Origin of the sequence: Flavobacterium laiguense (assembly GCF_003097655.1) — a bacterium.
GTDB lineage: Bacteria > Bacteroidota > Bacteroidia > Flavobacteriales > Flavobacteriaceae > Flavobacterium > Flavobacterium laiguense.
In genome coordinates this window covers 21956-46771 of record NZ_QCZH01000020.1, presented here as the reverse complement: position 1 = coordinate 46771, position 24816 = coordinate 21956, and the positions used below count along the sequence as shown (strand labels likewise).

The following is a 24816-nucleotide window of genomic DNA, read 5'->3' as shown; positions in this document are numbered from 1 at the left end:
TTAGTCTGAAAGGGTTTAAGATTAGATGTAAAAAAATTATTGGATCGAAATTTCAAAAGGCATTCTGGCCTGAATTCCTTTTTGTAATTGCACTTTCTTAATTTGTTGTAAAAGAAAATAATTTTCTTCACCCAATTCCTCTTTGATTAAAGCCTTTTTTGATTTTGCAAAAGGGAAACTAGCCAATAGATCGCTAAAATCTTTTTCGTATTCTGGGAAGTTTTGGGTAGAGTAGGTTTTAATTTTGGCTAATGAGGCTGCTTCTTTTAAAGCGTCATTTAAATTTCCGATTTTATCTACCAATCCAATTCTTTTGGCTTCAGTACCTGTCCAAACGCGACCTTGTGCAATAGAATCTACTTGTGCAACCGTCATTTTTCGTCCTTCGGCAACATGAGTGATAAATGTTTTGTAAACACGTTCTACACCTTCAAGGGTAACGCCTTTGAATTTTTCGTTTAAAGGAACAAACGGACTGTAATTGGCGTTTTCATTGGTCATTACTTGTTCGGTGTTGATCCCAATTTTGGTAGACAACTGGCTAAAGTTCGGTAATACCCCAAAAACACCTATAGAGCCGGTAATTGTGTTTTTTTCTGCAAAAATAGTATTCGCATTGCAGGCAATATAATATCCTCCAGAGGCTGCGTAATTCCCCATTGATACCACGACTGGTTTTACTTTCTTGGTCAATTCAATTTCTCTCCAAATTAAATCGGAGGTTAAGGCACTTCCGCCTGGGCTATCTACTCGAAGCACGATGGCTTTAATGTCTTTGTTTTTTCTGGCTTCTTGCAAAGAACGGCGCATGGAACCTTCTCCAATGGTATTGACATCGCCTTCGCCACTTCCAATTTCGCCTTGTGCGTAAATCACAGCAATTTGGTTGTCTGTATCTGTACTTATTGAAGTAGTCGTTACTTTTTGGGCATAATCGGACATCGATACTTTGTTGTAATCTTCGTCGGTTGCTACTTTTAGCGCTTTTTTGATGGCGTCATGATACACATCTTCATAAGCGATAATGTCAATAAGTTTATTTGCTTTGGCCATTTCTGGAGTGCGGGCCAATAAACCGGTTGCAATTTCGTTCAATCTTGCTGTTGGTATGTTTCGACTTGCTGAAATATCCGCTAGAACTGAATTCCAAACGGAGTTTAACAATGCAGTTGTTTGCTCTCTATTGGCATCACTCATTTTGTTTTCAAGAAAGGGTTCAACGGCACTTTTGTATTTTCCGTGTCGAATGACTTCCATTTTTATTCCTGATTTTTCCTGTAAATCTTTAAAGAACATTACTTCGGTCGATAATCCTTTAAAGTCAAGATCTCCAACCGGATTCAAGTAAATGGTGTTAGCAACAGAGTTTAAATAGTAATCTCTTTGTGAATAATTATTGGCATAGGCCATAACAAACTTTCCTGATTTTTTAAAACTAATTAAAGCTTCCCTTAGTTCCTTACTTTGCGCCAATCCCAATGAGGAATCTTCATTCAAGATAGATATTCCTTTGATGTCACTGTCTGTTTTAGCCGCTTCAATAGCGTTAAGTACATCTATAAAACCAATGCCTTTTTTTTCTGAAAAAACTTCCATCCAAGGATCTTTGTATTTTCCGGCATAGTCATTACTGATATTTTCTAAGTTTAGTTCGATAACCGAATTGCTTTTAACGGTAACCCCTTCAGATTCTCCTCCAAAAAGCGCTCCTATGAGAACAATTCCAAAGAAAAACAACATAAAAAAAACAAAAATACCAATAATGGTTGCCATTACATTTCCTAAAAATCTCATATCAATCTATTTTTCTAATAAGTAGTAAAAAGTGTTGATTTGTTACAGTTAACGATGAAAATAAATTACAACACTCCTGGCAAATATACTGCTATTCTAAAATTCTTTTAGTTAATTTGTGCCCAATACCGATTATACAAAATATATAGTCCAATGAATTGTACTATTATTTTGTTATATCGGTATTCTACCAGAAATTTAGTTATACTAAATTAAAATACAATTGGCAGAATATGAATTTACAACATCAAGTCGTTTTATCTCTGGGGAGTAATCAAGGCAATCGATTGGAAAACATCGAGCAATGCCTTGAACTGATCCACCAAGAAATAGGTACCATTATAAAAGTTTCCAAACTATACGAAACGCCTTCTTGGGGTTTTGAAAGTGAGGCTTTTTATAATTGTGCATTAGTTTTGCATACTTCTCAAACTCCTGAGCAAATCCTTGAAGAGGTTTTGATAGTTGAAAAAAAATTGGGACGCATTCGCAACGAAAATGCGGGCTATCAATCCAGGATTATAGATATTGATGTAGTTGCCTTTGATGCTGAAGTGATCCATATTGAACATCTTCAAGTTCCGCATCCGCTAATGCAAAATAGAAAATTTGTTTTGTTGCCATTTCAGGATTTGAATTTAGATTGGGAACATCCCGTTTTTAAAAAGTCGATTTCAGAATTACTTCAAATTACTCCAGACGATAGTGTTTGTGAGGTAGTGCAAGAATTAAGAAGTCCTTTGGATAAAATAATATTAAATCAATACAATTATATAGCCATTGAAGGGAATATTGGTGCTGGAAAATCCACTTTGGCACTAAAAATGGCTCAAGATTTTAATGCCAAAACAGTATTGGAGCGTTTTGCGGACAATCCTTTTTTACCTAAATTTTATGAGGATCAAAACCGATATGCTTTTTCTCTTGAAATGTCTTTTTTGGCGGATAGGTATCAGCAATTATCGGATGATTTATCTCAGTTTGATTTGTTTAAAGATTTTATCATAGCTGATTATCATATTTTTAAATCGTTATTATTTTCTAAAATTACTTTAGGCGATGATGAGTTTAGGTTGTATCGTACCTTGTTTGATATTATTTATAAAGAAATGCCAAAACCCGATTTGTACATTTATCTGTATCAAAATACAGAGCGTTTGTTGCAAAATATAAAAAATAGAGGAAGAAGCTACGAGCAAGACATTACAGCGGAGTATTTAGAAAAAATAAACAAAGGGTATTTGGAATACATTAAAACCCAAACCAACCTGAATGTTTTGGTTATCGATGTTTCCAATCGTGATTTTGTAAATAAACAGGAAGATTATCTTTTTGTTTTGAATAAAATTCAGGAAAAGAGTAGTCTGTGATGTTATCTTTTCAAAGAGAAATGTCCTTTAACTTCTGGGCTGTCTTTGTCTAGTTTTATTACATACCAATAATCGGTTGCGGGTAACTGATTTTTGTTATATGTGCCGTCCCAACTGCGATTAAAACCGTGCAATTGAGCGATTAGTTTTCCATAACGGTCAAAAAGACTAACTTCTGCTAGCGGATAATTGACTAATCCTTTTATTTCCCAGACATCATTAAACCCGTCGTTGTTTGGGGTGAAATATTTTGGAACAATAATTACTACAAAAGGTTCGCTGTCGGTGTTGCATTTATTGACATCTCGTGCATAGGCAGTTTGTAATCCACTGGGTGCATTGGTGAACACATTCGAGCTTTGGTAATGAATGCCGTCTATTGAGTATTCAAAGTAGTCTTCTTCCTTTATTAATTCTATAGTTACTGTAGTCTCATCAACGATTACTATTTTTACTTCAGGTTTGTTGTCTTCTTGTACAGTAATTGTTTTTCGGCTCGTGCAGTTTTCGGGTGCAAGGCTGGTTACATCTACGGTATAAATTCCATTAGATGGAACTTCTATGGTTTGGGTGGTCTCGCCAGTTGACCAAAGATAGGTCATATTTGGAAGCGATGCGTCTAATTGAACTGTACTGGAACTGCATTTTTTTACCGTTTCATCGGCAACAACAGGTAGCGGGTAAACAATTAAATCAACAGGGACTTTGGTGTTGTTTGTGCATCCGTTATTTGTGGCTTCGGAAAAATAGGTCGTGCTTGCTGCTATGAAAGGAGTGGTGTATGATAATCCTGTATTCACGACTACACCTCCTGTTTGAGAGTACCAATTTACAGTCCCGGCACTAGTGGTTGCTTTTAGAGTAAATAATCCAGAACCACAATTGGTTACAGCAGAGTTTGTACTGGTAATTGTAGGAGTGGTATTTATTTTGGCTTCTACTGCAGTTCTGGTGCTTGAGCAATTTGCAGTTGTTGTTTCAACATAATAAAAGGTTGTAGTGTTGATGTTTGGAGAGGTAAAACTGGGCCCGCTTCCCATATTAGTACCTCCTATTGTGGCATCATACCAATTGATGGTTCCTGCGGAAGCGGTTGCCTGAAGGGTAATTGTTCCTGCATCACATCGGGATGCTGGTTTGGTGTCAGTTATGGATGCTATAGTCAAAGTAGTACTAGTGGAAAGTTGTAAAACTGGATCTCCAATGGTTCCGCCGTATTCTACAATGTATCCTTTGGGTTGGTAATTTCCGCTTGGATCACCTCCAATTGGTAAATCATTCCAAGAGCCTGCTACTCCTACTCCAGGCGCTGTGATATGGGCAAAGTCTTCTTCTACACCAGCATATTGATTGGGTTCATTTGAATTCCAAAAAGCAAAGTTAGGAGTTGAACCATTCGCAAGTCCATTCCAAAAAACAGTACCCGCTTCTGGTCCAGTTGCCCATTTCCAAACACCTTCTGTTTCAGAATCGGTGCCTCCAATCCAACCTGCTCCTGGCGCCTGCTTTCCTGCTAATTGCGCCTCATCTGCTGCGGTTATCGTAGCCAAATAACCTTTTAGTCCGTAATAAGTTCGGATGTCAGCGGCGTTTTTTGCGTTTGTCCAGGTTATTCCTAAGTTGGGAACATATTCGTAATAATGACCATTTCTAGGCAAATAATTGGCTTGTCCTATACTGATTGAAAAATTTCTAATACCTGTAGGCGCTGGTGAAGAGTTCTTAAATTGAATATCTTTAATAGCTTTTTCAAAGTCGGTATAGCTTACGGGTATTCCGATGGGACTTTTTAAAGTTAATTTTCCTTCACTCGCATTCCAGTTACTTGTAACGGTAGGATGTGCTAAAACGTTATTTAGAAATAATTGGTCTTGTAAATTGTTATAACCCGATGAAATTTGAATATAAATAGCATCAGTACTCGTGTCATCAATATCTGTAATTGTTACGTCATTTACTATTTTTATATTGGTGAGCGGGCAATAGCTTTGATTTCCTGTTGCTGTTATTACAGGAGGGTTAGTCGTATTGGAGGTTTTACTGCAGTCTTGAGAATAACTAGTGGTATTTTCTTTCCAGCTTTTCCAATTGATGTCCGAATACACTTTATTATCTACTTGTATACAGGATAAACGGTTGTATGCCGAAATAAGACTAGTCAGAATGGTATTGTTACCGTTTTTTAAATTAAGGTAAGTTAATTCATTAACCATACATCCTAAATAAGTCAGTTTAGGATTTTTTGAAAAATCTAAACTGGTTATTTTATTAATCATGCATTCTAAATATGTCAAATAAATATTATTTGAAACATCCAGACTTGTTAGGTAATTAGAACTACAATTTAAAGTAGTTAAAGAAATGATTTTTGAAACATCTAAGCTGTTCAATTTGTTGATTTCACATTGTAAAGTAAGTAAAACTATGTTTTTTGAAACATCTAAATTTGCTAATTCATTTCTACCACAATTTAAATACGTTAATAGAGTGTTTTTAGTAACATCTAAACTGATTAATTTATTTTCATAACAATTCAAATATGTTAAAGTCGTGTTTTTAGAAATGTCTAGGTTAGACAATTGATTTTCTTTGCATTGAAACTTTGTTAAAGAAGTGTTTTTAGTAATATCCAAACTAGTTAAAAGATTAAAACTACAATCTAAATCTTTTAATGACAAAAAATCCTCAATGCCTGTTAAATTAGTAATATTATTCGCGGAAATATTCAAACTAGTTAGTCCACTCACACTTGCTGTAAGTACTTTTCCGTCGGGTGAGCCTGAGTCAATATATTTATTAATCAATGCCTTTTCAAAATTCACATCTGGAATTGCAGTATATTGGGCGTAGCCAAAAAAATTAGCGAGAAGTAAAAAAAGACAAAATGATTTTTTCATAAAGCAATCAAGAAAACAATAGGACAAATTCAATTACTAACAAATCTACAAATTCCATTTCAATTTTTTAAACAAATCCCAAACCACAATCCCGGCACTTACCGAAATATTCAACGAATGTTTGGTTCCCAATTGTGGAATCTCGATACAGCCATCACACAGAGCCACAGCTTCCTGAGCGACTCCGTAAACTTCATTTCCGAAGATTAAAGCATATTTTTGGGTTTTGTCGACTTTAAAATCTTGAAGAAAAACAGAACTTTCCACTTGTTCGATGGCGAGAGTCATGATGTTTTCTTTTTTTAAATCAGCAATAACTTCCAAAACATTTTCGTGGTGTTCCCAAGTTACGGTTTCGGTTGCGCCAAGTGCGGTTTTATGAATTTCCTTATTTGGTGGAGTGGCAGTGATACCGCATAGGATTATTTTCTCGATCAAAAAAGCATCGGCGGTTCTAAATACAGATCCGATATTGTGTAAACTGCGAATGTCATCCAAAACTAATATCAAGGGTGTTTTTTCTGATTTCTTAAAATCTTCAATTGATTTTCTCTCTAGTTCGCTGTTTTCTAGTTTTCTCATGGTTTGGGTAATGGTTTATAAAAAAGGCTTCCTAAATTTTAGGAAGCCGTTCTTTGTATGGTATAAAAAGGGAATGTTAGCTTTTTGTCACAGCTGGGGCAGCATCTGGAGCAACGTTTCCTTTTATCGTAAGTGTTTTTGATGGTTGTCCTGCAGCATTTGACGTTACAGTAACTGTTTTTGTAAATGGACCAACTCTGTCAGTAGCATATTTTACTCCAATAACTCCTTTTGCTCCTGGCGCAATTGGTTCTTTTGGTGTAGTAGGTACAGTACATCCGCAAGATCCTTGCGTGTTTGTGATGATTAATGGTTTATTTCCGTTGTTAGTAAATACAAACTGACGGTTACCATCTGCATTGTGAGCTATAGTTCCGTAATCAATAGTTTCGTTTTCAAAAACCATTCCTGCTCCATCTACTTTTGGCAAAGCCGCAGCAGCTGTGGTTTTTGCTTTCTTGCTCTTTTTTGAAGTTTCTTGAGCGTTAGAAATCGTTGTTCCTAAAACAGTAAGCATAGCTAGTAGAAATATTTTTTTCATAGTCTTTTTTTTGAATTAATTTACAAATTTATACAAATAAACAAAATTGTAATGTAAAGTTATCTTAAAACTAATTTAATTTTTTTCATCTTAGTTTTTTGCGGTATAAAATTATAAATTCGCTGAGTTTTTTATTCATTCAAATACAATAATTTTGGCAGCAAAAGAAAAGATAGTTAAGGAGACTCCATTAATGAAGCAATACAACGAAATCAAAAGGAAATACCCGGATGCTTGTTTGTTGTTTCGCGTTGGGGATTTTTATGAAACTTTTGGAGAAGATGCCGTTCGGGCTTCAAGAATTCTAGGGATTACGTTAACCAAAAGAGGCGCGGGTTCCGAAACAGAGACCGCTTTGGCTGGTTTCCCGCATCATTCTATCAATACCTATTTGCCAAAATTAGTCAAAGCAGGACTTCGGGTTGCCATTTGTGACCAATTGGAAGATCCAAAAATGACCAAAACCATTGTAAAACGTGGGGTTACGGAACTGGTGACGCCAGGGGTTTCTATGAATGACGAGGTTTTGCAGTCCAAAACCAATAACTTTCTGGCAGCGATTTATTTTGCCAATAAAACGATTGGGGTTTCTTTTTTGGATGTTTCTACAGGTGAATTCCTTACCGCTCAAGGGAATGCAGAATACATAGATAAACTGCTTCAGAATTTCAATCCAAGTGAGGTTTTGGTTCCAAAAAATAATAAGAATGAATTCCGCGAAATTTTCGGAGAGGATTTCCATAATTTCTATTTGGAAGATTGGATTTTCAAAGAAGATTATGCTCTCGAAACCTTAACGAAGCATTTTCAAACTGTTTCGCTAAAAGGATTTGGAATCGAAGAATTGAGAGAAGGGATTATCGCTTCGGGTGCGATTCTGTATTATTTATCCGAAACGCAGCATAATAGAGTGCAGCACATTACAGCTATTCAGCGAATTGCTGAGGATGCTTACGTTTGGATGGATCGATTCACGATTCGAAATCTTGAATTGTATCACAGTTACAATCCAAATGCCGTTACATTATTGGATGTAATTGATAAAACGCTTTCGCCAATGGGTGGGCGTTTGTTGAAACGTTGGTTGGCTTTGCCGTTAAAGGATAATAATAAAATAAAAAGCCGTCATCAAGTGGTTTCTTATTTAAAAGAAAATCAAGATATTTTAAAAAGTATCCAAAATCAAATCAAACAGATTTCGGATCTAGAGCGTTTGATTTCCAAAATTGCTACGGGTAAAGTTTCGCCTCGTGAAGTGGTGTATTTGAAAGAGTCTCTGGATGCCATTATCCCAATTAAATCATTGGCGTTAGAAAGTCCACAAGAAGCGGTAAAAGTAATTGGGGATAGTTTGAACAGTTGTGATTTGTTGCGTGAGAAGATAAAAACAACCTTAAATCAAGATGCTCCTGTGGCTGTGGCCAAAGGGAATGCGATTGCTAGAGGAATTAACGCTGAATTGGATGATTTGCGTGACATATCTACATCGGGGAAACAGTTTTTGGCCGGGATTGAGAAAAGGGAGTCGGAACGTACAGGAATTTCTTCTCTGAAAATATCGTTCAATAATGTTTTTGGGTATTATATCGAAGTTAGAAATACGCACAAAGATAAAGTGCCAACAGAATGGATCAGAAAACAAACATTGGTCAACGCCGAACGTTACATTACCGAAGAGCTGAAAGAATATGAAACTAAAATTCTAGGTGCTGAAGAAAAAATTCAAAAAATTGAAAACGAATTATTTGAACAATTAGTGAGTTGGATTGCTACCTATATTAAACCGGTTCAAATGAATGCCAATTTGGTGGCGCAGTTGGATTGTTTGTGCTCTTTTACGCAATTGGCAATAGAGAATAAATACGTTTGTCCAGAAATTGATGAAACATTCGAACTGGAAATAAAAGAAGGAAGGCATCCTGTAATCGAAAAGCAATTGCCTGTTGGAGTGCCGTATATTACCAATGACGTTTTCTTGGATAGAGAAACGCAACAATTGATTATGATTACGGGCCCCAATATGTCGGGTAAGTCGGCGATATTGCGTCAAACGGCTTTGATTGTATTGCTGGCCCAAATGGGAAGTTTTGTGCCTGCAGAAAGCGTTAGAATGGGAATTGTTGATAAGATATTCACTAGAGTAGGAGCTTCGGATAATATTTCGATGGGTGAATCTACTTTTATGGTCGAAATGAATGAAACGGCTTCTATTTTGAATAATATATCCGATCGAAGTTTGGTGTTGTTAGACGAAATCGGAAGAGGAACGAGTACCTATGACGGGATTTCTATAGCTTGGGCTATCGCCGAGTTTTTGCATGAGCATCCGTCGCAACCCAAAACATTATTTGCAACGCATTATCATGAGTTGAATGAGATGAGTGAGTCGATGCCTCGAATTCAGAATTACAACGTCTCTGTGAAAGAATTAAAAGATACTGTGCTTTTTATTCGAAAATTAGTAAAAGGGGGAAGTGCGCATAGTTTTGGTATTCATGTGGCCAAAATGGCGGGGATGCCTCAATTGGTAATCTCGAAAGCGCAAAAGATGCTAAAGAAGTTAGAGAGAAATCATTCGAGCGATGTGTTAAACGGAATAAAATCAGCGAAAGAAGAAATGCAAATGAGTTTCTTTAATTTGGATGATCCTTTGTTGGAAGAAATCAAAGAGGAGATCGTTAATTTAGATATAAATGCCATAACACCTGTGGAAGCATTGATGAAACTCAACGAAATTAAAAGAATGTTATCCAGGAAATAATTTTTCTTCTATTTAAAGTAATCGTTGTCAGAAGGTTAAATTTTATCTTGATTTTTTTTCTGAAAAAGGCTTGTGTAATTCAATAAATGTCCTAAATTTGCAACCGCAATACGAAATAAGTATTGCGGTTCTTTTTAAGAATTGAAAATGCGAAAATAGCTCAGTTGGTAGAGCGCGACCTTGCCAAGGTCGAGGTCGCGGGTTCGAGCCCCGTTTTTCGCTCCAACACCAAATAATGCTCGGATGGTGAAATTGGTAGACACGCTGGACTTAAAATCCAGTGAACAGCAATGTTCGTGCGGGTTCAAGTCCCGCTCTGAGTACTAGAAAGCTCCAAACTATGTTTGGAGCTTTTTTTATATAATAATGTCTGAATAAATCAGCTTTTATATCAGCCTGTGATTTGAAATCTAAAAATCTAAATTCTATAATCTACAATCTGAAATTTTATGGGTGCTTTCGTGATAAGTAAAAGATTTGATGATCAATATAAGTTTGTATTTACTTCTAGAAAAGGGAAAGTGATTTTTACAAGTTTGAGATATGAACTTAAGTTTGAATGTGAAGAAGGGGTGGAGTATTTTAAAAACAACATTGATTTGGCGACTTTTTATAAATTCAAATCTGCTGGAGGGAAGTATTTTTTCAAACTATTTTTGGATGGAGCACCATTTGCTATCAGCAGGAAATACACCACGGAATTGAGGGTTCAAAAAGGAATTGATGAAATTATTAAATATGCATCGGTTTCTGAAATGTTAGATTTTTCGGATAATGATTTAATTTTTATAGATTAAATTTTGATTTTTAAAAGTTAAAAAAATACCATCTCGATTTCGGGATGGTATTTTTTTTGGAATCTCACCTATGTAAAAAAAAACATAGATTTGTTGAGATAAAGGCAAAAAAAAGCTGCATAAATGCAGCTTATTTTTTTCTTGCGTAATTTGAAATTACTTAGCAGCTGGAGCTTCAGTAGCAGCAGGAGTTGTAGCAGCAGCAGAATCAACAGCTACAGCAGCAGTATCAGCAACAACAGCAGCAGTGTCAGCAACAACAGCAGTAGAATCTACAGCTACAGTTTCTTCAGCAGCAGCGTCAGCTTTTTTACATGATACAACAGTTAATACAGCAACAACAGCTAAACTTAAAAATACTTTTTTCATCTTAATTTAATATAAAGGTTAATTATTAATTCGGGGCAAAGATATAAAATTTTTAATATGTAAAATATTTTTTCATTTATTTTTTTAAAATAATTTTCTCTCAGTGCTTTAGGGTTTTGGGATGATTGCAAAAAACTAAATTGTATTTTATGGAATGGGTTTTCTTACGAACTCGCTGTGAGTGATTTTAGAGCTATAATGGACTGGTTTGTGTGGTACAATTGTAAGGACTTTACGTTGTTTACTTCGTATGCTTTTAAAAGAGATTAAAGGCTAATGATTTTTGTCATAATGTTATTGGTGGCTCCTTTGTTCTTTTGTACAAAAGTGTTACAGATTTGTCCTTTATCACGTCTTGTCTCATTGTTTTGAATGAGGTTAGATAAAAATTGATCTAATTCCTGTTGATTGGTTATTGAAAGACAACCGCCTAATTGTACTAAACTAGTTGCCTCATCAAAATGGGAATAGTTTGGGCCTATAATTATGGGTACTCCAAAAGTAGCGGGTTCTAATATATTGTGAACACCGGGTTTTCCAAAGCCACCACCTACATAAGCGATGTCGGCATAACTGTAAATTTTGGTAAGGATGCCTATGGTGTCAATAATAAATACGTTGTATTGGGATAAATCTTTGTTTTCTTTTTCTGAGAATAAAACTGTTTTTTTGGTGATGCTATTCTTTAAATTTTCAATTTGTTCTGTTTTTATGTTGTGCGGAGCGATGATAAACTTTACATCGAGAGTACATGAATTAATGTATTCAATTAGTAAGGTTTCGTCCTTTGGCCAAGAACTGCCTATGACTAGGGTTAGGCTGTTGTTTTTAAATTCCGCAATAAAATCTAATGTGTTGTCTTTTTCTAAAATGGCCACTACTCTGTCAAATCGGGTATCGCCAGAAATGGTAACATTGGTTTTGTCTAATTCGGTTATTAGTTTTTTTGAGTTTTCATTTTGAACAAAGAAATGAGTAAAAGTATTTAATGCTTTTCGATAAAATCCACCATACCACTTAAAGAATAATTGTTTTTCTCTAAAAATTCCAGAAATTAAATAAGTAGGTATGTTTTGTTTTTTGAGTTGATCCAAATAATTAATCCAAAATTCATATTTAATAAAGAATACAAGATCTGGATGAACTAGCTCTAAAAATTGTTTTGCGTTTTTTGGCGTGTCCAAAGGCAAATAAACAGTTGCATCGGCAACGGTATTGTTTTTTCGAACCTCATAACCCGATGGAGAAAAAAAGGTAACCACAATTTTGTGATTGGGGTATTTTTCTTTTATTTCTTCAATTACGGGTAGTCCTTGTTCGTATTCTCCTAATGAGGCAGCGTGAAACCAAATGGTTTTGTCTGTTGGTTTTATTTTTTGTTCTAAAGTTAAAAAGACATTTTTTCTACCCTCTATAAAAAGTTTGATTTTTGGACTAAAAAGGGCTACAATTTTCAATATAAATTGGGCAAATTGGATGAATAAATTATAAAGAAAATGCATCAGTGTTTTTTTTGTGCTAAAATACATTTTCTTTATATTATTTTGATTGGTTTGAACTCATTAAATAACTATTTTTGTTCCGCTTTTCAAGAAAGTTTAGGTTGTTGGTAGCCAAGTCTTGAAATCTCAATACTTCGATTAATTACTCCTGTGTAAAATAGGGGGTGCTAAAAAGGAATACATGAAAAAAATACAAATGGTTGACCTAAAAGGTCAATACGATAAAATTGCAGCAACTGTAAATGCTTCTATTCAAGAAGTTTTGGATACTAATACTTATATTAATGGACCTCAGGTTCATTCGTTTCAAAAATCATTAGAGGATTATCTTGATGTGAAGCATGTAATTCCTTGTGCCAACGGTACTGATGCTTTGCAGATTGCCATGATGGGACTTGGGCTAAAACCTGGAGATGAGGTAATCACGGCCGATTTTACTTTTGCAGCTACGGTTGAGGTGATTGCTTTATTGCAGTTAACTCCAGTTTTGGTAGATGTGGATATGGTAAATATGAATATTTCTATTGATGCGATCAAAAAAGCAATTACTCCAAAAACTAAAGCCATTGTGCCAGTTCATTTATTTGGTCGTGCAGCCAATATGGAAGCGATTATGGCTATTGCCACCGAGTATAATTTATTTGTAATTGAAGACAATGCACAAGCCATTGGAGCCAATTGTAAATTCTCTGATGGGACTAAAAAGAAAGCGGGTACTATAGGGCATGTTTCCTCTACATCTTTTTTTCCTTCCAAAAACTTAGGTTGTTATGGTGATGGTGGTGCCATTTTTACTAATGACGATGCTTTGGCTCATACTCTTAGAGGCATTGTAAATCATGGAATGTACGAACGTTATCATCACGATGTAGTGGGAGTGAATTCTCGTTTGGATAGTATTCAAGCTGCGGTTCTTAATGCTAAATTACCTTTGTTGGATTCTTATGGAAAGGCTAGGCAAGATGCTGCCAGAAAATATACTGCTGCTTTTGAAGGACACAAAAATATTATTGCTCCAACTATTTGTGACAATTGCGATTGTCACGTTTTTCATCAATATACGCTGAGAATTATCAATGCAGACAGAGACGGTTTGATGCAACATCTATTAGACAAAGGAATTCCTTGTGCAATTTATTATCCGATTCCGTTGCATTTGCAAAAAGCTTATCTGGATGTTCGTTACAAAGAGGAAGATTTTCCAGTAACGAATCAGTTGGTTCGAGAAGTACTTTCCTTACCAATGCACACCGAATTAGACGATGAACAAATTAAATTTATAACGGATAGCGTTTTAGAGTATTTAAAATAATGCCGTAGAGACGCGATTTATCACGTCTTTTTTTATAAGATGAAAAAAGAAACATGAAAATACTAGTTACAGGAGGTTTAGGTTTTATCGGTTCGCATACCGTTGTAGAATTGCAAAATGAAGGTTTTGAAGTGGTTATTATAGATGATCTTTCCAATTCTTCAGAGGCCGTTTTGAAAGGGATTGTTGCGATTACCGGTAAAACACCAATTTTTGAAAAATTAGATGTAAGAGAAAAGGAAGCGGTTCGTAGTTTTTTCAAAAAGCACAACGATGTTTCGGGAGTTATTCATTTTGCGGCATCCAAAGCAGTTGGAGAAAGTGTGGAAAATCCATTGTTGTATTACGAAAACAACATTGCTTCTTTGATCTATCTTTTGCAGGAGCTTTCAAAACAGGATAAAGCCCACTTTATTTTTAGTTCTTCCTGCACCGTTTACGGACAGGCAGAAAAAATGCCAATTACCGAAGATGCTCCTGTGCAACAACCGATGTCGCCTTATGGTAATACCAAAAAAATCGGAGAAGAAATTATTAACGATGTGGCTAAAGTAAGTAGTATTAATGCTATTTTGTTGCGTTATTTCAATCCGATTGGATCACATCCCTCTGCAGAAATCGGAGAATTACCAATCGGGGTGCCTCAAAATTTAGTGCCATTTATTACACAAACTGGTTTTGGTTTGCGTCAAGAATTAGCTGTTTTTGGAGATGATTATCCTACTACTGATGGAACTTGCATTCGTGATTATATTCACGTAGTCGATTTGGCAAAAGCCCACGTTATTGCGTTACAACGGTTATTAAGCAAAAAGAATTTAGAAAAAGTAGAAACATTTAATCTAGGAACAGGGACAGGAAGTTCTGTTCTAGAAGTGATTCATAGTTTTGAAAAAGTGAGTAATAAAAAACTTCCTTATAAAATTGTACCTCGCAGAGAAGGCGATATTACAGAGGCGTATGCCAATACCGATAAAGCAAATGATGTATTGGGTTGGAAAGCACAATCAACCTTGGATGAAGCCATGGCCAGTGCTTGGAAATGGGAACAGAAAATAAGAGGTTAGATTTTAGAATCTAGAACATAAATTTCAGAATTTAAAAAAGCCAAACGATCAATTGATAGTTTGGCTTTTTTTGTAAAATTTTATAACAGTTACTTAACTCAGTGCTAACGTTAATTGTAGGGAAATTGAATTTATTTGTGAAAAATAAAAATTATGACCTCAATTCATGTTTTAAGAAGCGCCATTTTTTTGAGTGGTGCGTTGTTATTATTGTCTTGTAATAAAGATGACCAAAATGATCCAGTAGAAGAAACTAATAAGTATCCTACTTTGACAGGAGTAAATCCTATAGTTGTTGCCCATCGTGGTGCGTCGGGTTATTTGCCGGAACATACCATTGAAGGGTATACCAAAGCTATAGAAATGGGAGCCGATTTTATAGAACCCGATTTGGTAATGACAAAAGATGGCCAACTGGTGGTGCGTCATGAACCCATGCTGTCTGGAACAACAAACGTGGCTGATATTCCTGCTTTCGCATCCAAAAAAAGCACCAAAAATATTGATGGAGCGATGGTGACGGATTGGTTTGTTTGCGATTTTACTTTGGCGGAAATTAAACAGTTAAAAGCGAAACAAGCTTTGGCAGAACGCTCACAACACTATAATAATCTGTATGCGATTCCAACATTTGCGGAAGTGATTGCTTTGGCAAAACAAAAATCGGCACAAACAGGACGAATTATCGGGATTTATCCAGAAACAAAGCATCCTTCTTTTCACGAAGCGCTAAACTTAAAAATCACGGATAAACTGTTGGAGGTTTTGACTGCCGAAGGTTGGAATGATGCCTCATCTCCAGTTTATGTTCAGTCATTTGAAGTTTCTAATTTGCAATACCTCAGAAGTAAATCGACCGTAAAAATCATTCAATTGTTAAGTTGTTATGATGTGACTTTAAATGGGGATTTAATTTTTACGGTTCCAGCCGGTGAAATTATTTCTGACGGAAAACCGTACGATTGGCATTTAAAAGGAGATGCTAGAGATTATGGTTTTTTTAGGACACAAGAAGGGTTGGATTTTGTTAAAACCTATGCTAATGGGATTGGTCCATGGAAGCCTTTTATTATTTCGTATAAAGGGACTGATGCAAATAAGGATGGCAAAGCCGATGATATAAATGCAGATGGAAAAATTGATGATTCCGATAAAGAGGCGTTACCACCAAGCACATTAATTTCGGATGCGCATAAAAAAGGATTACAAGTGCATGCTTATACATTTAGAAATGAAGGACGACGCTTATTGCACAACTATTATAACAACCCGATTTTAGAATACCAAGCTTTCTATAAATTAGGATTGGATGGTTTGTTTTCTGATTTTACAGATATGGCTGTTCAGGCAAGATAATTTCGCTATGCAATAAAATTAATCGCAAATTATCGTGATGATAGTTTGCGATTTTTTGGTTTAAGTAATTAATTGTAAATTTGTTAAGTAAATAAGCTTATCATGAATGCTAAAAAAGAAAATCCGAAAATAAATAAAGTTGAAGAACCTTCTGTTGATTATGAAGTTTCGAAAATTAAATTTAAAGACATAGACAGGACTACTTTTGATTTTGATGAAGAGATGAAAAATGGCTATACTCTAGAACAGTTTAAAGCAGAAATGCATAAAAGAATACGAACATGGCGGGGAAAATAAAGTAGAGATGCACCGCAGTGCATCTCTAAAAGTTTTTAAAAAAAATCCCCACAAACATCAGTTCATGGGAATTATATTTATAGACAACGACTGATCACTAAAAAACTGACCACTGATTACTAGTTTTAAGCGTTTGACGTCGCAGCTTCTTTGTCAATTTTTCCAATTAAACCAGCCAATACTTTTCCAGGTCCTACTTCGGTAAATAAAGATGCACCATCGGCAATCATTTGTTGTACTGATTGAGTCCAACGTACCGGAGCGGTCAATTGAATGATTAAATTTTTCTTGATTTCGTTTGCGTCAGATACGGCATTTGCAGTCACGTTTTGATATACTGGGCAAATAGGAGTCGAGAACGTAGTCGCTTCAATAGCTGCAGCTAATTCTTCTCTTGCAGGTTCCATCATTGGCGAGTGAAATGCTCCACCAACAGGTAATAATAATGCACGTTTTGCACCAGCGGCTTTCATTGCTTCACAGGCTTTTTCCACAGCTGTGGTTTCTCCAGAAATTACCAATTGTCCAGGACAGTTGTAGTTTGCAGCCACCACAACTCCGTCAATAGAAGCGCAAACGTCTTCTACAATATTGTCTGCCAATCCTAAAACGGCAGCCATTGTTGAAGGCTTTATTTCACAGGCTTTTTGCATTGCCAACGCTCGTTGTGAAACTAATTTTAATCCGTCTTCAAAAGACAAAGCACCATTGGCTACCAATGCCGAAAATTCTCCTAAAGAGTGTCCAGCCACCATTTCTGGTTTGAAATCTTCCAATGTTTTAGCCAAAATAACCGAGTGTAAAAAAACGGCTGGTTGGGTAACTTTGGTTTCTTTCAATTCCTCTGCAGTCCCTTCAAACATGATGTCGGTAATGCGGAAACCTAAAATTTCATTCGCTTTTTCGAATAATTCCTTTGCTAATGGGGAGTTTTCATATAAGTCTTTGCCCATTCCTGTGAATTGTGCGCCTTGACCTGGAAATACGTATGCCTTCATATTTTTTTGTTTATAGTTTAAAAGTTGCTTTAAAATAAGCGAAGTTTAATAAAGTACAAAAATAGTGTTTTTTGAGATAATAGTGTTTTAAACTTTGTTTTCTTCGAATATGATAACTGAATACGATGCCGTTTTACTATTTTTACTCAAGGTTTGTTACTAATAAAATTCATAAACAATGAAGACCGAAAAAGAAAAAATGCTTTTGGGCGAAATCTATTTTAGCAATGACAAACAGCTTACCGAAGAGCGTATCAGAGCCAAAAAACTATTGCATAAATTGAATGTTACCGAATATTTGATGAACGGGAAATCTCGAGCCATTCTGAGGGAGTTAATGCCGAATTCCCATAAACGGTTGTATATAGAACCGCCGTTTCATTGTGATTATGGGTATAATATTCATTCGGGAGAGAATGTGTATTTCAATGTCAATTGTGTAGTTTTAGACACGATGAAAGTGACTATTGGAAACAATGTTTTCTTTGCTCCGGGTGTTCATATTTACACAGCAACCCATCCGCTGAATGCTATAGAAAGAAGAACCGTTGAAAGTTCAAAACCCGTATCCATTGGAGATGATTGTTGGATAGGAGGGAATTCGGTAATTTGTCCAGGAGTAACTATTGGAGCTGGTTGTGTAATTGGAGCCGGATCTGTAGTAACCAAAGATATTCCCGAAAACTCTTTAGCAGTTGGTAATCCTGCTAAAGTGATTCGGAAATTGAATTTGGATTAATCTTTTTTATTCATGTAAAAAGTCAATGCTCCCGATGGGCATTTGTTGACGGTCTCGATAATTTTTTCGGTTGTTGAATTTTCGGGTGTAATCCATGGCTGTTCTTTAGGTTTGAAAACGTCTGGATTATTGCGGACACAATTACCGGAATGAATGCATTTTCCGGATTGCCATACAATGGTGACTTCACCATTGGTGTATTCTTTTTTAATATCTTTTGGATCCATGATTAAAGGGTGGTGTTAATGGTTATGTTTCCTTTAAGTAATTTTGAAATTGGGCATTTGTCAGCAATTAAAAGCAGTCTCTCTTTTTGTTCGGTGCTAACTTCTTTCGAAAAGGTAATGTTTCTTTTGATGGTTGTTGTCAATTCGCTTTCTGTTTCCTGATATAAATTTAGTGAAATATTTATTTCTGGGATAGTCCATTCTTTTCTATCGATGTACATCCTTAAAGTAGAAAGAGTACAACCCGCCAAAGAAGACAATAAAGTAGAAAATGGATCTATTCCTAAATCTTTTTCGCCTTTGTTTTCGGGTTCGTCCATAAGGAATTGCCCGTTTCGCCAAGAAATGTTACATAGATAATTTTGGGAACCTATGTGGCCAAGTATATCATTTTCAAAAAAAGGTTTCATTATAATACATCTTTAAATTGGGGGTTTCTGTCAAACGTTTTTTTAGCAAAAGGACATAAAGGAATGATAGTCCACTTTTTCTCTCTTGCAACTTCAACGGCTTTTTCCACTAATTTCAGCCCCAATCCTTTTCCGTTAAATACGGGGGATACTTCGGTATGATTAATGATGATTTTATCTGGCCCGGCAAATACAAAAGTCATTAGGGCTACTTTCCTGCCTTCGGAAGTAATATTAAAATTACCGTTTTTGTCATTGAATTCTATATTTACTGTTTCGTTCATTTTTTTTAAAGTTGCTGAGATTCTGAGTTTCTAAGATTCTGAGTTTTTTTAAGATTCTAAGCTTTTAATCTTAGTGTCATAGTAACTTGGTGTCTATTTAATATTCCATCGGAATCTCCATCAATAAAAACTCGGCATCTGTTGTTGCTTTAATGTCCAAAGCTGCAGTATCCCAAATTCCGAAACCATCGCGGGTTTCCAATTCCTGTCCATTGATGGTTACAGTACCAGAAAGGATGAAAGCATAAACACCATTTCCTTCTTTTTTTAATTCGTAGGTAGTAGCGGTGTCTTTGTCAAATTTACCCAAATGAAACCAAGCGTCCTGATGAATCCATACTCCTGCATCTTCTGCATTTGGGGAAAGGATTTGTTGTAGTTTATTGTTTCGGTCTTCTGGATTTAATGTGATTTGTTGGTAACGTGGTTCTACATTTCTAACTTTTGGGAAAACCCAAATTTGCAATAATTTAGTTCTTTGATCCGCGTTGGGGTTGAACTCACTGTGTTGAATTCCAGTTCCGGCACTCATCACCTGAACGTCTCCGTTTTTTATCACTTCCGTATTTCCCATACTGTCTTTATGAGCCAAATCGCCTTCAAGTGGAATGGTAATGATTTCCATATTGTCATGTGGATGTGTTCCAAAACCCATTCCGGCTGCAACAGTGTCGTCGTTCAAAACGCGTAAAGTTCCAAATTGAACTCTATCCGGATTGTACCAACTGGCGAAGCTAAAACTATGATAAGCGTTTAACCATCCGTGGTCTGCGTGTCCTCTTGTGTCGGCTTTGTGTAAAACTGTATTTTCCATGATGTATAAATTTAGTGATTTTTGTTATACAAATTTACATCCGTTTTTAGCGTTGACACTTAATCTAGATTAAGAAGAGAGTATTTGGTGTTTTGTGCTTTAGCTTGTTATACCATTAATTATTATAGTCCAATGGATTTGGTATAATGCCGTTGTATATTTCATTTAGTACAATTTTATTGGACTATTTTGAAATAACAGACGGTATTAAAATAATTTAGCCACGAATTTCACTAATTAGTGAGATTCGTGGCTAATAAATAAGTGATACAGTCTTGTAGACTTTCGGCTTGTCAACTAAATCGATGTTTAGTATAAGTCAAACGCTTTAAAAACGTTTAGTCTAACTGCTACAGCTATTGTTGATTGTATTTGATTTTGTACTTTTCATAAAGCTTAGTTTGATGTGATTCTAAATCAATCTTTCGTCCTTGAATGAAAGCATCCGTCAATTTATTGGTACGCATATCCAAGGCATCTCCTTCGGAAATAAACAAAGTAGCATCTTTTCCTAGTTCGAGTGTTCCTAATTGTTGGTCTATTCCTAGCAATTTTGCCGTGTTAGAAGTAATCAATTGTAACGCTAGCTCTTTGTCTAATCCATAAGCTACACAGGTTCCAGCAAGAAAAGGCAAGTTTCTGGTGTTCATGCGTTCTTTGCCTCCGCTGTTTTCTAAGCCAACAACAATCCCGTTATCGACTAATATTTTTGCCATTTTATACGGCATGTCAATATCTTGATCTTCTTTTGTTGGCATCTCATGCACACTTTTTAAAAACACACCGATTTGATTTTTTTTCAATAAATCAACCACTTTGTAAGCTTCAAATCCTCCAACGATGACTACTTTCTTAATACCGCTTTCTTGAGCAAGTTGTATCGCATCTATAATTTGTTTCTGCTCGTTAGCTGAAATAAACAAAGTTTGAGTTGCATCAAACAAACCTTTAGTTGATTCTAAAACGATGTTTCGCTCTTTTGTAGGCTCAGCTAAATAGGCTTTAGCACTAGACAAAAAGGCTCTTATTTCATCTATTTGTTTGTTGTAATCTTTGTTTTCGGTAAGGTTTCCTGGCTCGAACCACGATCCGCTTTTAGAAGCAATAGAAGGAAAATCCAAATGGATTCCATCATCTACTTTAATTAAAGCATCTTTCCAATTCCAAGCGTCCAGTTGAACAATCGATGATGTTCCCGAAATTCTTCCTCCGTGCGGTGTAATTTGAGCAATTAAAACCCCATTCGGACGGCAAGTCTCAATGACCTTTGAAGCCGCATTATAGGCAATAATACTTCTTACATTAGGATTCATAATACCGATCTCTGACTCGTCATCTGAAGCTTTTACCGCATCAATTTCAACCAACCCCAAAGTTGAATTTGGAATTATGAATCCTGGATAAACATGTTTTCCTTTGGCATCAATTGTAGTGTCAAAAAGAGTGCTGGTTTGCATCGTTTTAGAATCGGAAACCATAGTGATTTTTCCGTCTTTGAAACCAATGGCAGAATTCTCAATTGTTTTTCCATTACCCAAATGTGCTGTAGCATTAAGAATCAATATTGATTTTGTTTGCTTTTGCGCTGGGGTTTGCTGTGCATTTGTATGTATAGAGACACTAAATACAAATAGTATAGTTATAGCTAATTTTCTCATTTTATTGTTCTAAAGTATCACAATTATATTCAACTTTCTCTTTTTTATTAGGCTCTTGCAAAGGAGTTCCTTTAACTTTTTCCTGTAGCAATTGTCCAATTAACTCGTTTCTTTCTTTGGTAATAGACAATCGTTGCGCTTCGTCTTTTTGAATATCAAAATAGACCACTCCATCAATCATTGTTTTCTCTGCTTTGGCATAAATAGATAAAGGATTGTTGTTCCAAAGTACCAAATCGGCATCTTTTCCAACTTTTACACTTCCTACTTTGTCGTCTATATGCAACAGTTTTGCAGGGTTTAAGGTTACAAATTTCCAAGCTTCTTCTTCGGAAATGTTTCCGTATTTCACCGCTTTTGCGGCCTCTTGATTCAATCGTCTTGACATTTCAGCATCATCAGAATTGTATGCAACTACGACTCCTTGATTATGAAGGAGCGCACCGTTGTATGGGATTGCATCGTTTACTTCAAATTTATATGCCCACCAATCCGAGAATGTCGAAGCACCAACGCCATGAGCTTTCATATTATCGGCCACTTTATATCCCTCTAAAATGTGAGTGAAGGTATTTACTCTGAAATTAAATTTTTCGGCAACATTCATCATCATCAATATCTCTGATTGTACATAGGAATGACAGGTTATGAATCGTTCTTGATTTAAAATTTCAACCAATGTTTGTAATTCTAAATCAACTCTAGGTGCTTTGGTTTTACCTTTTTTTCCATTCGAGTTATAATCTTTCCAAGAAGCATCATATTCTTTTGCACGTTGGAAATAATCGGTAAAAACTTGTTCGACACCCATTCTTGTTTGAGGAAAACGGGTAGGATCTTTAATTCCCCAATTGGCTTGTTTTACATTTTCTCCCAATGCAAATTTGATAAATTTAGGTTGGTCTTTGTATAGCATTTCTTCTGCGGATAGACCCCATCTCCATTTTACAATGGCTGATCTACCTCCTATTGGGTTTGCGGAACCGTGTAGCAATTGTGAAATGGTAACTCCCCCTGCCAAATCTCTGTAAATATTGATGTCCTCAGAGTTAACAACGTCTTGAATAGTTACTTCTGCACTGGAGTTGTGTCCGGCTTCGTTCACCCCTTTAGAAATAGCAATATGTGAATGTTCATCAATAATACCGCTAGTAAGATGTTTCCCAGTGGCGTCAATAATTTTAGCCGAAGCGTCAGAAATATTCTTTCCGATGGTGACTATTTTTCCGTTTTTAACCAATACATCGGTGTCTTTTAGAATTCCATCTTTCTCATTCGTCCAAACGGTGGCATTCTTAAATAACAACGTTTCTTGTACGAGTTTCTGAGTGTTACCGTAAGCAATGTTGGGATACGTTATAGGAATAATCACATTCGCTTTTTGAAACGCAGTAGAATCTACTTCTTCCTTAAAAGGTGCCGTTTTCAAAGCAGACCATTTTACTTCTTTTCCATTATATAAAACGGCTTTTCCAGAAAGATTCTTTAGATCTTCTACAAAGCCTGTCAATCGGGTGAAGTTTGTTTTAGAAGAGTCTTTTGGGTTAACAATAACTGAAATCCAATTGTTTGAAATCGCCAGTTTTGAATTTACTTTTTTAGAATTTGCCGTTAGTTCAGATTTTGGCTTGTTGATTTCGCCACTAATGGTCCATTTGAATACGTCTTTGTCAATTGTTAGGTCATAATTTCCTCTGATGTCTTTAGCATTAATATCATTGACCACATATTTATTTCCTTGAACCCAGTTTTCGAATAAAATTGTTTTTTCGTCGAAAATGGCTCCAGATGTAATTAAAAAATTGGCAGTACTTCCCACTTTCAAATTTCCGATTTCATTGCCTTTCCCCACTAAAGAAGCTGGGGTTGTTGTTAATGACTCTAATGCTTTGGTGGAATCAAATCCATATTTAATAGCTTTTAAAAGATTGGCTCTAAAATCCTCTGTTTTTTTTAATTTATCCGTTGTCAAAGCAAATACAATACCGTTGTCAGATAGGACTTTAAGGTTCGTTGGTGCTTGATTCCAAAAGCGCAAATCGGCCAATTCCATGCGATCGGCTTGATAAGGATTAGAAACATCATATGCTTCAGGGAAATTAATTGGGATAATGAATTTTAAATTCGTCTTTTTAATCTCCTCTATTCTTTCAAACTCATTTCCAGATCCTTTCAGTACATAGTCAAAACCAAATTCTTTACCCAATTTAGACGCTCTCAAACTATTCAATTTGTCTTCGGTGGTGAATATTTTAACCAATTTTTCATTATCTATTAATGCTTTTAATGATAAATCGGTAGTAGTAGCGTTGCCATTTTTATACCAGTTTTCATCCAGGTATAACTGACGAAGCAATGCCATAGAGCCCATCAATGAAGTGGGGTAAGACTGGTTTGTATTCACACTTTTGGTAAAACTAAAATGATTCGAGATTTTATCCGATAATAGGCGTTTACTTTTGTTGTCGTTATTAAGAGCAACCAAGATACCTGTTCCTCTGGCAATACCATCTTGCACATGCGATCCAACAACACCAAATCCAGCTTTTAATAACTCCTCCGATTTCGATTGGTCGTATTTAAAGCTATCATAAGCATTTACTTCTGAACGAATACTCTCATTCCAATAATAACCGGTACGTTTAGTGTCATACAAAGGATTTCTTTCAGTATCACTTCCTTTTTTAAGTGGCTCTATTCCAAAGCTGGTATAAATATCAATAAACGAAGGATAAATAGATTTGCCTTCTAGGTTTACCGTTAAGCAATTTTTAGGAATTGAAACAGCGGTTCCAGTTGCAATCACCTTTCCGTTTTGAATAAGTAAAGTCCCTTTTTCTATAATTTGGGTTGGAGTTATATAAATTTTGGCATTTATAAAAGCGGTATAATTGTTGTTTTTATTTTGTACACTTTCGTTATTTGGAAAGTAGTCTTGCGCACTAATTTCAGGGATGAATAGTCCGAAAAAGAAAAGGAGTAGGATTTTTTTCATAAGTTAGATGATTGTTTTTATGGATTATTGTTGATTAGTTAAATCA

General features: G+C 35.7%; 21 protein-coding genes and 2 tRNA genes. 10 read left to right on the top strand and 13 right to left on the bottom strand.

All coding sequences use genetic code 11. The features are described from left to right. Nucleotides 1–36: 36 nt before the first annotated feature. On the bottom strand, nt 37–1794 hold the full coding sequence (gene sppA / locus DB891_RS14280; protein WP_116764256.1) for a signal peptide peptidase SppA: 1758 nt from the start codon (nt 1792–1794) through the stop codon (nt 37–39). A 233-nt stretch (nt 1795–2027) separates the two neighbouring features. Between sppA and folK the strand changes: the two genes are divergently transcribed. Beyond that, nucleotides 2028–3164 carry a 2-amino-4-hydroxy-6-hydroxymethyldihydropteridine diphosphokinase gene (gene folK / locus DB891_RS14275; protein WP_116764255.1) on the top strand — a complete coding sequence of 379 codons (1137 nt, stop codon included), beginning with the start codon at nt 2028–2030 and terminating at the stop codon, nt 3162–3164. Nucleotides 3165–3166: 2 nt separating this feature from the next. On the opposite strand, the gene DB891_RS14270 is transcribed toward folK, so the two are convergent. The 3 genes from DB891_RS14270 to DB891_RS14260 form a co-directional block, all read right to left on the bottom strand. After that, a complete protein-coding gene (locus DB891_RS14270; RefSeq protein WP_223256112.1) occupies nt 3167–6061 on the bottom strand; it encodes a T9SS type B sorting domain-containing protein in 2895 nt (964 codons plus the stop codon). Between the two features lie 45 nt (nt 6062–6106). Further along, nucleotides 6107–6643 carry an RNA methyltransferase gene (locus DB891_RS14265; protein WP_116764254.1) on the bottom strand — a complete coding sequence of 179 codons (537 nt, stop codon included), beginning with the start codon at nt 6641–6643 and terminating at the stop codon, nt 6107–6109. 76 nt (nt 6644–6719) lie between these two features. Beyond that, nucleotides 6720–7184 carry a DUF1573 domain-containing protein gene (locus tag DB891_RS14260; protein ID WP_116764253.1) on the bottom strand — a complete coding sequence of 155 codons (465 nt, stop codon included), beginning with the start codon at nt 7182–7184 and terminating at the stop codon, nt 6720–6722. Nucleotides 7185–7338: 154 nt separating this feature from the next. Between DB891_RS14260 and mutS the strand changes: the two genes are divergently transcribed. The 4 genes from mutS to DB891_RS14240 all read left to right on the top strand — a co-directional run bounded on the left by mutS (nt 7339) and on the right by DB891_RS14240 (nt 10742). Further along, nucleotides 7339–9945, top strand: coding sequence for a DNA mismatch repair protein MutS (gene mutS / locus DB891_RS14255; protein ID WP_116764252.1), 2607 nt, complete (start codon nt 7339–7341; stop codon nt 9943–9945). A gap of 149 nt (nt 9946–10094) precedes the next feature. Continuing rightward, nucleotides 10095–10170 (top strand) — tRNA-Gly (locus DB891_RS14250). Nucleotides 10171–10182: 12 nt separating this feature from the next. Further along, nucleotides 10183–10268 (top strand) — tRNA-Leu (locus DB891_RS14245). 126 nt (nt 10269–10394) lie between these two features. After that, the gene (locus DB891_RS14240; RefSeq protein ID WP_116764251.1) at nt 10395–10742 is read left to right on the top strand and encodes a YegP family protein; all 348 of its coding nucleotides are present in this window, start codon (nt 10395–10397) and stop codon (nt 10740–10742) included. 156 nt (nt 10743–10898) lie between these two features. Here DB891_RS14240 and DB891_RS14235 read toward each other — a convergent pair whose 3' ends face one another. After that, entirely contained in the window at nt 10899–11111 is a 213-nt protein-coding gene (locus DB891_RS14235; protein ID WP_116764250.1) for a hypothetical protein, read from the bottom strand. A 266-nt stretch (nt 11112–11377) separates the two neighbouring features. Then, nucleotides 11378–12613, bottom strand: a complete 1236-nt coding sequence (locus DB891_RS14230) for a 3-deoxy-D-manno-octulosonic acid transferase (RefSeq protein WP_116764275.1) — start codon at nt 12611–12613, stop codon at nt 11378–11380. A gap of 181 nt (nt 12614–12794) precedes the next feature. On the opposite strand from DB891_RS14230, the gene DB891_RS14225 reads away from it, so the two are divergent. The 4 genes from DB891_RS14225 (at nt 12795) to DB891_RS14210 (ending at nt 16645) form a co-directional block, all read left to right on the top strand. Further along, nucleotides 12795–13925 (top strand): DegT/DnrJ/EryC1/StrS family aminotransferase, encoded by a 1131-nt coding sequence (locus DB891_RS14225; protein WP_116764249.1) that lies wholly within the window; start codon nt 12795–12797, stop codon nt 13923–13925. Between the two features lie 53 nt (nt 13926–13978). Then, the gene (gene galE, locus DB891_RS14220; RefSeq protein ID WP_116764248.1) at nt 13979–14992 is read left to right on the top strand and encodes a UDP-glucose 4-epimerase GalE; all 1014 of its coding nucleotides are present in this window, start codon (nt 13979–13981) and stop codon (nt 14990–14992) included. Nucleotides 14993–15145: 153 nt separating this feature from the next. Then, nucleotides 15146–16348, top strand: coding sequence for a glycerophosphodiester phosphodiesterase (locus DB891_RS14215; RefSeq protein ID WP_116764247.1), 1203 nt, complete (start codon nt 15146–15148; stop codon nt 16346–16348). Nucleotides 16349–16450: 102 nt separating this feature from the next. Further along, nucleotides 16451–16645, top strand: coding sequence for a hypothetical protein (locus DB891_RS14210; RefSeq protein ID WP_116764246.1), 195 nt, complete (start codon nt 16451–16453; stop codon nt 16643–16645). Nucleotides 16646–16770: 125 nt separating this feature from the next. Here DB891_RS14210 and fabD read toward each other — a convergent pair whose 3' ends face one another. Further along, a complete protein-coding gene (gene fabD, locus DB891_RS14205) occupies nt 16771–17643 on the bottom strand; it encodes an ACP S-malonyltransferase (protein WP_116764245.1) in 873 nt (290 codons plus the stop codon). A gap of 178 nt (nt 17644–17821) precedes the next feature. On the opposite strand from fabD, the gene DB891_RS14200 reads away from it, so the two are divergent. After that, nucleotides 17822–18382 carry a sugar O-acetyltransferase gene (locus tag DB891_RS14200; protein ID WP_116764244.1) on the top strand — a complete coding sequence of 187 codons (561 nt, stop codon included), beginning with the start codon at nt 17822–17824 and terminating at the stop codon, nt 18380–18382. Here the strand turns inward: DB891_RS14200 and DB891_RS14195 are convergent. The 6 genes from DB891_RS14195 to DB891_RS14170 form a co-directional block, all read right to left on the bottom strand. Then, nucleotides 18379–18609, bottom strand: a complete 231-nt coding sequence (locus DB891_RS14195; protein ID WP_116764243.1) for a (4Fe-4S)-binding protein — start codon at nt 18607–18609, stop codon at nt 18379–18381. The two genes, DB891_RS14200 and DB891_RS14195, sit on opposite strands and share 4 nt — an antisense overlap. 2 nt (nt 18610–18611) lie before the next feature. Next, complete coding sequence (locus tag DB891_RS14190; RefSeq protein WP_223256111.1) at nt 18612–18929, bottom strand: OsmC family protein; 318 nt, start codon at nt 18927–18929, stop codon at nt 18612–18614. A gap of 89 nt (nt 18930–19018) precedes the next feature. Next, on the bottom strand, nt 19019–19303 hold the full coding sequence (locus DB891_RS14185) for a GNAT family N-acetyltransferase (RefSeq protein WP_116764241.1): 285 nt from the start codon (nt 19301–19303) through the stop codon (nt 19019–19021). A 97-nt stretch (nt 19304–19400) separates the two neighbouring features. Next, a complete protein-coding gene (locus DB891_RS14180; protein WP_116764240.1) occupies nt 19401–20117 on the bottom strand; it encodes a pirin family protein in 717 nt (238 codons plus the stop codon). 356 nt (nt 20118–20473) lie between these two features. Then, on the bottom strand, nt 20474–21775 hold the full coding sequence (locus tag DB891_RS14175) for an amidohydrolase family protein (RefSeq protein ID WP_116764239.1): 1302 nt from the start codon (nt 21773–21775) through the stop codon (nt 20474–20476). 1 nt (nt 21776) lies between these two features. Further along, the gene (locus DB891_RS14170; RefSeq protein ID WP_116764238.1) at nt 21777–24770 is read right to left on the bottom strand and encodes an amidohydrolase family protein; all 2994 of its coding nucleotides are present in this window, start codon (nt 24768–24770) and stop codon (nt 21777–21779) included. Nucleotides 24771–24816: the final 46 nt, after the last annotated feature.

What these genes read in the sequence shown, in the direction of transcription:
- galE (WP_116764248.1), top strand. Translation starts at nt 13,979, where the DNA reads ATGAAAATACTAGTTACAGGAGGTTTAGGTTTTATCGGTTCGCATACC.
- DB891_RS14200 (WP_116764244.1), top strand. Translation starts at nt 17,822, where the DNA reads ATGAAGACCGAAAAAGAAAAAATGCTTTTGGGCGAAATCTATTTTAGC.
- DB891_RS14260 (WP_116764253.1), bottom strand. Translation starts at nt 7,184, where the DNA reads ATGAAAAAAATATTTCTACTAGCTATGCTTACTGTTTTAGGAACAACG.
- DB891_RS14270 (WP_223256112.1), bottom strand. Translation starts at nt 6,061, where the DNA reads ATGAAAAAATCATTTTGTCTTTTTTTACTTCTCGCTAATTTTTTTGGC.
- DB891_RS14210 (WP_116764246.1), top strand. Translation starts at nt 16,451, where the DNA reads ATGAATGCTAAAAAAGAAAATCCGAAAATAAATAAAGTTGAAGAACCT.
- sppA (WP_116764256.1), bottom strand. Translation starts at nt 1,794, where the DNA reads ATGAGATTTTTAGGAAATGTAATGGCAACCATTATTGGTATTTTTGTT.
- DB891_RS14230 (WP_116764275.1), bottom strand. Translation starts at nt 12,613, where the DNA reads ATGCATTTTCTTTATAATTTATTCATCCAATTTGCCCAATTTATATTG.
- DB891_RS14225 (WP_116764249.1), top strand. Translation starts at nt 12,795, where the DNA reads ATGAAAAAAATACAAATGGTTGACCTAAAAGGTCAATACGATAAAATT.
- DB891_RS14175 (WP_116764239.1), bottom strand. Translation starts at nt 21,775, where the DNA reads ATGAGAAAATTAGCTATAACTATACTATTTGTATTTAGTGTCTCTATA.
- DB891_RS14240 (WP_116764251.1), top strand. Translation starts at nt 10,395, where the DNA reads ATGGGTGCTTTCGTGATAAGTAAAAGATTTGATGATCAATATAAGTTT.
- DB891_RS14265 (WP_116764254.1), bottom strand. Translation starts at nt 6,643, where the DNA reads ATGAGAAAACTAGAAAACAGCGAACTAGAGAGAAAATCAATTGAAGAT.
- DB891_RS14185 (WP_116764241.1), bottom strand. Translation starts at nt 19,303, where the DNA reads ATGAACGAAACAGTAAATATAGAATTCAATGACAAAAACGGTAATTTT.
- DB891_RS14190 (WP_223256111.1), bottom strand. Translation starts at nt 18,929, where the DNA reads ATGGACGAACCCGAAAACAAAGGCGAAAAAGATTTAGGAATAGATCCA.
- DB891_RS14235 (WP_116764250.1), bottom strand. Translation starts at nt 11,111, where the DNA reads ATGAAAAAAGTATTTTTAAGTTTAGCTGTTGTTGCTGTATTAACTGTT.
- folK (WP_116764255.1), top strand. Translation starts at nt 2,028, where the DNA reads ATGAATTTACAACATCAAGTCGTTTTATCTCTGGGGAGTAATCAAGGC.
- fabD (WP_116764245.1), bottom strand. Translation starts at nt 17,643, where the DNA reads ATGAAGGCATACGTATTTCCAGGTCAAGGCGCACAATTCACAGGAATG.
- DB891_RS14180 (WP_116764240.1), bottom strand. Translation starts at nt 20,117, where the DNA reads ATGGAAAATACAGTTTTACACAAAGCCGACACAAGAGGACACGCAGAC.
- DB891_RS14195 (WP_116764243.1), bottom strand. Translation starts at nt 18,609, where the DNA reads ATGGATCCAAAAGATATTAAAAAAGAATACACCAATGGTGAAGTCACC.
- DB891_RS14170 (WP_116764238.1), bottom strand. Translation starts at nt 24,770, where the DNA reads ATGAAAAAAATCCTACTCCTTTTCTTTTTCGGACTATTCATCCCTGAA.
- DB891_RS14215 (WP_116764247.1), top strand. Translation starts at nt 15,146, where the DNA reads ATGACCTCAATTCATGTTTTAAGAAGCGCCATTTTTTTGAGTGGTGCG.